We start from the raw sequence: 6,343 nt of genomic DNA, 5'->3' as shown, positions 1-6,343 counted from the left end.
GTGGATTTAATTCTGTTTCCAGAAATACATTTAACTCCATTTTTTCCCCAATACGAAAATATTGATGTGGAAAATTATTTAATAACACAAGATTCACATTACATTAAAAGAATTCAAGAAGCTTGTTTAAGACATGATATTTTTGCAGCCCCTAATGTATATGTCTTAGAAAATAATAATTCATATGACATGTCTTTTTTAATTGATAACCATGGAAATATAATAGGTAAACAAAAGATGGTTCATATTAAACAAGCTGAAAAATTCTTTGAGGAAAGCTATTATGATCCATCTGATGAGGGGTTCAATGTATTTGAAACCAAGTTCGGAAAGATTGGCATTGCAATCTGCTTTGACAGACATTTTCCTGAAAGTATCCGAACATTAACACTTAAAGGTGCTCAATTAATTTTAATACCTACCGCCAACACTGCAGATGAACCTGAAGAGTTATTTAAATGGGAAATTAAAGTCCAGTCATTCCAAAATAATGTAATAATTGCAATGTGCAATCGTGTGGGCATTGAAGATGAAATGGAATTTAATGGCCAATCCATTGTTTGTGATGTCAATGGAGATACACTGGCTGTTGCAAGTGATGATGAAGAAATAATTTATGCGAATGTTGATTTGGACAAATCAAATAATAAGAATTATATTCCATTCATTAGAAAAGAAATGTATGATTAATTTAAAGACAATTGCATGTACTATGAGATTTTATACATTTGCTTTAAATAAATAAGCTCATATCACTTTTTTCACCAGAGCCTATGAAGGTTGCAACCCCTCCCAGTTCGACCCCATCGATTAATTCTTCTTGGTGTATTCCCATGATATCCATTGACATTTGACATGCTACAATACGAACTCCATGGCTTTTTGCACTTTCTATTAACTCTTCAAGTGACAATATTCCTTTTTGATCCATAATTGAGCGTATCATTTTTGGACCAAATCCGAGCATGTTCATTCGAGACAACCCTAATTTTTTTGTCCCTCTTGGCATCATAAACCCGAATGCTTTTTCAATCAACGTTTTTTTAACACTTACTTTCTCAGGTTTTCTCAATATATTCAATCCCCAGAATGTGAAAAACATTGTCACGTTTCTTCCCATTGATGCCGCTCCATTTGCAATAATAAATGCAGCTATTGTTTTATCCAGATCTCCACTAAACACTACAAATGTTTTATCATCATCCTTTGGAATTTCAGGTAGGTTTTGTTTTATGATAGTTGCTTTTATAATGTTATTTTCAATAATCAGTGATTCTAATTTATTTCCAGTTCTTTCACACCATATTTTAATGTCTGATGCAAATGCGTCTTCATCCGATTCAACATATATTTTCTGTCCGTTTTGAATTTCATTAATTGTATCAGCAATTTTAATTATTGGTCCTGGACACATTTGGCCTTTTACATCAAGTTCAATAGCTTTTAATCCTCCAATATGTTCTTGATATTTTTTAAAACCACCTTCAAGACTATATGCTTCATAACCTAAAGAATTTAATTCATCAGTTATTTTGCCGCTTCTCTCACCAGTCTTACAGTATACGATTATTTCTTTTGTTTTGTCAATTTTCTCAAGATTGAATGATAGCTCTGATTTTGGAATATTAATTGAATTTTCAATTTTTCCTAAAATTAATTCTTCACTGTCCCTTGCATCGATTATTTGAATTTCTCCTATATTTTTTTCCAATAATTCTTTGGTATTGATTGATTTTGTCATTTTCATCACTTCCTTAATTTCGCCCGAGCAATGAAAAAGATATTATAAAATTATAACAATAGTTATTTTTTCATAATTCTAATATTGTGAAAGTACTATTTAAATATTTTTGTAAATATAACAATAGTTATATACTTGTATTTTTTAATATAATCTATAATTAAATTTTAGGTAAAATAACATGTCAAAAAGAAAATATGGAAAAGAATTAGGATTTCAAACTCGTGCAGTACATACAGGAAATGATGTTGACAGTGAAACAAATGCAATTAAACGTCCCATAACCATGGGAAACAGTTATGAATTGCCTTATGATCCGACAAACATTAATTGGAGTAGTGCAGATAAGATTTTATACACTCGAAATGGAGGTTCTAATCAGAAATATCTTGAAGAAAAAATAGCCAACCTTGAAAATGGGGAAGATGCAATTGTTCTTGCAAGTGGCGTAGGAGCGTTATCTGGATTATTTTTTTCAATTCTGTCATCAGGTGATCATGTTGTATTTTCAAATGTAACATATATTGCAGCATATAGACTTTTGAATGAATTATTCAATAATAAATTTAAAGTAGATACTACAATTGTCGATACAACGGATTTAGAGGAGATTAGAAAAGTGATTAAACCAAATACAAAATTGGTCCATATTGAAACTCCCGGAAACCCGACAATAGGAATATCAGATATCGCGGAAATTGCAAAAATTGCACATGAATATGGTGCACTTCTATCCGTTGATAATACATTTGCATCACCATTCAATCAACGTCCCCTAGAATTAGGTGCCGATTATGTAATTGAAAGTTTAACTAAATACATTAATGGGCATGGGGACTCAATGGGTGGCGCAATCATCGCAAATAAAAAAGAATTGCTTGACCCGATTCGTGAACAGGCCCAAGTCAATCTTGGAGCAACAATAAGTCCATTTAATGCATGGTTGATTATGAGGGGATCTGTAACTCTTCCTTTAAGAATGAAAGCTCACAATGAAAATGCACAAAAAGTAGCTGAATGGTTGGAATCACAAGAAAATGTGAGTTTTGTTTCCTATCCTGGTTTGAAATCTAATAAAGGGCATGACATTGCTAAAAAACAAATGTTTAATGGTTTTGGGGGAATGATTGCATTTGGTCTTAATGCAGATCATGATAAACACAATGAATTTGTAAGCTATTTAAAAATAATTACCTCTGCAGTTTCATTGGGGCATGATGAAAGTTTAATTGTATTCATTGGTGAAGATGATGAAAGACAATACTTATATCCTGAAGAATTTAACAATGGGTTCTTTAGGTTTTCGGTAGGTATAGAGGATGTTGAAGATATTATAGAAGACTTGCGTCAAGCATTAGAAAAATCTGAATTATTATAATTTAACCTTGAATTCCGGTGTTTCTACAATTTTTGGGATTTTCCCAATTGTTCCCACATTGTCTTGGGATATTATTAAAACACTTTGATAATATTCTTTAAACCTTTCTGCTATCTCTAAAGCATTGAAAACTTTATCTTCTGATGTTTCACCCATAACCTCATTAGCTATTCTCGTTGCAAGTCCATCACCAATAGATGGGCTTTTGCTAATTACAGTAACACTGTCTGATTTACCGAAACTAATGGAATGACCTATTTTGCCAGAAGATGTGCAAATGCCCAGTGGTTTTTTTCTAGCTTTTATTTCAAAACCTATTTTGTTTCCTAAAATTTCATTATTTGAAAAAATTCCACATATTACTTTTTCATCATTAATAAGAGCAATATCGCCACCATTTTCAACAATGGAATATTTCGATTCGTTTTCAATTAGATAATTTAGTGACATTTCAGAAATCGTTCCTGCAACACATGCCATAGGTCCAACATCTGCACAGTTTGATGAATAGTACATTTTTTCAACAATTGGATGTAAATCCTCATCATATGGTTTAATTGGGTTTAAAGACAGTAAAAAATCCTGATTTTTAGAAATATGGTCTTTTAAATAATATCTTAGTTTATAGATATGTTTTTTTAATTCATGATTCTTCAAATCCGTTGTTAGGCGAATATGTGTTTCTTCCAAATTAATTTCTTCAAAATACATAATCATATATTACAATTGTTATTATTATAAATAATTTTCTTATGGGAATTATATGAAATATGCTATTTTGAGCTTATAATTCATTAAAAAATTCTAAAGTCGCTATTTGCTTTAATTAAGCATTTTAGCGATATCAAAGTGTTATAATTTTGAACAGATTCCTTTTGTTCTTTAGATAATCTAATAAAAACATTTATATAACATCAATTTTTATATTTTATACTTGCTGTTATATTTTAACTAGTATTGAAGGGATTGCTATTTATTTTCAGCATATATCAAATTAGATGGTGTTTGAATGAATTATGATTTAATACTAGCACGATATGGTGAAATAGGTGTAAAAAGCCCTAAAATAAGGGCACGTTTTGAAAGAAGGCTTGTTAAAAATATTAAAGCAACATTTGACTGTAAAGTTGAAAGAAATCAAGGTAGAATATATATTAATCCAAAAAACTTTGATGATGGAATAGAAAAATTAAATCATGTGTTTGGTGTAGTATCCTATTCTCCTGCAGTATCAACTAAAACAACTTATGAAGATATTGAAAAAACTTTAGCTGAATATGTCAAAGAGTTAATTGAAGAAAATTTCATTGATGGGAACACCAAATTTGCAATTAAATGCAGACGTGTTGGAAAACATGACTTTAGTTCACAGGAAATGGCGGCATTTTGTGGAAATGTTGTAAGAAAGGTTATACTAGCGCCGGTCGATTTGACAAAACCTGATTTAACAATTTTTGTTGAAGTCAGAGAAGGCGATACCTATATTTTCCATGAAAAAATCAAAGGTCCTGGAGGTTTACCTCTTGGAACACAGGGAAAGGTTGTTGCATTAGTTTCAAGCGGAATTGACTCACCTGTAGCTACATATCTAATGATGAAAAGAGGCTGTGAGGTTATAGCGCTTCACTTTAACAATGATCCGTTTTCAGGTCCAAAAGTAACTGAAAACTTTAATTTATTAGTTAATCAATTAAACACATATGCAAAAGGAGCACCTATCAAAAAAAGAGTTGTAGACTATGGTGAATATCTTCAAAATGCTAAAACTAAAGCTACTGAGAGGATGACTTGTGTATTATGCAAATCTGGAATGTATAAGATAGCAGAAAAGCTAGCTAATGAATTGGGAGCCAATGCTATAGTTGATGGAAGCAGTGTCGGTCAAGTTGCCTCACAAACATTGCCTAATATCCTTGCAACAAGATATGGTGTAGACATGCCAATATTATCACCGTTAATTGGTTTGGATAAAGAGGAAATCACTGCTATTGCAAAGGATATTGGAACATTTAAAATATCTGAAATTGATGATGGGGGATGCAGTGCAGTTCCAAGATATCCGCAAACACATGCAGACTTAAATCTTTCGAAAAAAGCATGTAAAGACATGAACCAAGATGAATATATTCAAAAGGCATATGAAAATATTAGGAGACTCGATTGAATCTCTAATATTTATTTTTGGAAATAATAAAGAGAGGATATTCATTTAATTCCTCTTTCACTATTTTTTTTTTAAACTAATGGTTTTGAATGTTCATCTTTTTTCATAGGATAATCATTTGTTGTCAGTGGTTTGCCTATTTTTTCAAGCCTATTATCTAAGAATTCCTTGCCTTTTTCACTAATTGCAATAATGGGAACCTTGGAGCCGGAATAGTATGATTTTTCTTTTTCTGCATAATCTCTAACATTTTTAGAGGAACAAGCAGTAATGACTTCACAGTATTTAAATGCAGTTTCCACTTCTTTTAGACTTGCATTTGTTGTATGCGCTACAAACATATAGGTATTTACACCATCCGGCAAAGGATATTGGCCGATTTCTTCAATTGATTTTGATGGTAGAATTGTAATAGCAATATTCTTATAGCCTCTTTCAATTGCCATTTCCAATCCTTTAATCGGATTTAAATCAGCTGTTTTGGGATTTAATACATTTTCAATTCCAACTTGTTCAATAACTTCCGGTATTGGAGTAGTGCTAATAAGTGCCGATACCCGACCACCTACGCCCTGAATAATTTCCGGATCTGTCATCAGCAATGTTCCAACACCTTCGCACACACCAACAACACAGTCAATCAATCCCAATTCAATGTTTGTTCTTAGAATTTCAGATATTCCAAAACTCATGAAATCCTTCATTTTCACTACTCTTTGAGGTGTGCACATCCCAAATTCCCGAATCCTTTTTTCCATATTCCATTTTATGAAATCTTTAGTTAGATGTTCGGCACTGTCAATTTTATAGAAAATAGGGCAGAAATCAATAAGAGGTTCTCCAACTGAGGTTACTTCTCCATTTTCTATTACTACTTCTGTTTTACCTAAAGCTTCGATTACATGATAGTCTTTTGCCATTGTTTCACCTTGAACAACATTACATTTTTTTAAATTTTAGTTTATTTTTTTGTGATATATTTTCCCATTAAAGTTAACTATTGTTATATTTAAATACTATAAGTTAAAAATATAACTATTGTGATATTTTTAAGTTTCTA

Annotated in this window: 6 protein-coding genes; 3 read left to right on the top strand and 3 right to left on the bottom strand. The window is 31.4% G+C overall.

Going from position 1 to position 6,343, the window contains the following annotated elements; translation table 11 throughout:
* Positions 1–690: carbon-nitrogen hydrolase family protein (locus ACKI5C_RS01060; protein WP_407431171.1), on the top strand; the 690-nt coding region annotated here is incomplete at its 5' end.
* A gap of 43 nt (positions 691–733) precedes the next feature.
* Here the strand turns inward: ACKI5C_RS01060 and ACKI5C_RS01055 are convergent.
* Positions 734–1,741 (bottom strand): DsrE/DsrF/DrsH-like family protein, encoded by a 1,008-nt coding sequence (locus ACKI5C_RS01055; RefSeq protein ID WP_407431169.1) that lies wholly within the window; start codon positions 1,739–1,741, stop codon positions 734–736.
* Between the two features lie 181 nt (positions 1,742–1,922).
* On the opposite strand from ACKI5C_RS01055, the gene ACKI5C_RS01050 reads away from it, so the two are divergent.
* Complete coding sequence (locus ACKI5C_RS01050) at positions 1,923–3,119, top strand: trans-sulfuration enzyme family protein (RefSeq protein ID WP_407431167.1); 1,197 nt, start codon at positions 1,923–1,925, stop codon at positions 3,117–3,119.
* On the opposite strand, the gene ACKI5C_RS01045 is transcribed toward ACKI5C_RS01050, so the two are convergent.
* Positions 3,114–3,830, bottom strand: a complete 717-nt coding sequence (locus ACKI5C_RS01045; RefSeq protein WP_407431165.1) for a UPF0280 family protein — start codon at positions 3,828–3,830, stop codon at positions 3,114–3,116. The genes ACKI5C_RS01050 and ACKI5C_RS01045 overlap by 6 nt on opposite strands.
* A gap of 298 nt (positions 3,831–4,128) precedes the next feature.
* On the opposite strand from ACKI5C_RS01045, the gene thiI reads away from it, so the two are divergent.
* Positions 4,129–5,283, top strand: coding sequence for a tRNA uracil 4-sulfurtransferase ThiI (gene thiI, locus ACKI5C_RS01040; RefSeq protein ID WP_407431163.1), 1,155 nt, complete (start codon positions 4,129–4,131; stop codon positions 5,281–5,283).
* Between the two features lie 71 nt (positions 5,284–5,354).
* On the opposite strand, the gene ACKI5C_RS01035 is transcribed toward thiI, so the two are convergent.
* Positions 5,355–6,203 carry a methanogenesis marker 8 protein gene (locus ACKI5C_RS01035; RefSeq protein WP_407431161.1) on the bottom strand — a complete coding sequence of 283 codons (849 nt, stop codon included), beginning with the start codon at positions 6,201–6,203 and terminating at the stop codon, positions 5,355–5,357.
* Between the last annotated feature and the right edge of the window lie 140 nt (positions 6,204–6,343).

Origin of the sequence: Methanobrevibacter sp. (assembly GCF_045646045.1) — an archaeon.
GTDB lineage: Archaea > Methanobacteriota > Methanobacteria > Methanobacteriales > Methanobacteriaceae > Methanocatella.
This window is presented reverse-complemented; position numbering and strand designations above follow the sequence as displayed.

Bases quoted from the DNA above. Each gene is read 5' to 3' on its own strand.
- ACKI5C_RS01055 (WP_407431169.1), bottom strand. From the start codon at position 1,741: ATGACAAAATCAATCAATACCAAAGAATTATTGGAAAAAAATATAGGA.
- ACKI5C_RS01050 (WP_407431167.1), top strand. From the start codon at position 1,923: ATGTCAAAAAGAAAATATGGAAAAGAATTAGGATTTCAAACTCGTGCA.
- ACKI5C_RS01045 (WP_407431165.1), bottom strand. From the start codon at position 3,830: ATGTATTTTGAAGAAATTAATTTGGAAGAAACACATATTCGCCTAACA.
- thiI (WP_407431163.1), top strand. From the start codon at position 4,129: ATGAATTATGATTTAATACTAGCACGATATGGTGAAATAGGTGTAAAA.
- ACKI5C_RS01035 (WP_407431161.1), bottom strand. From the start codon at position 6,203: ATGGCAAAAGACTATCATGTAATCGAAGCTTTAGGTAAAACAGAAGTA.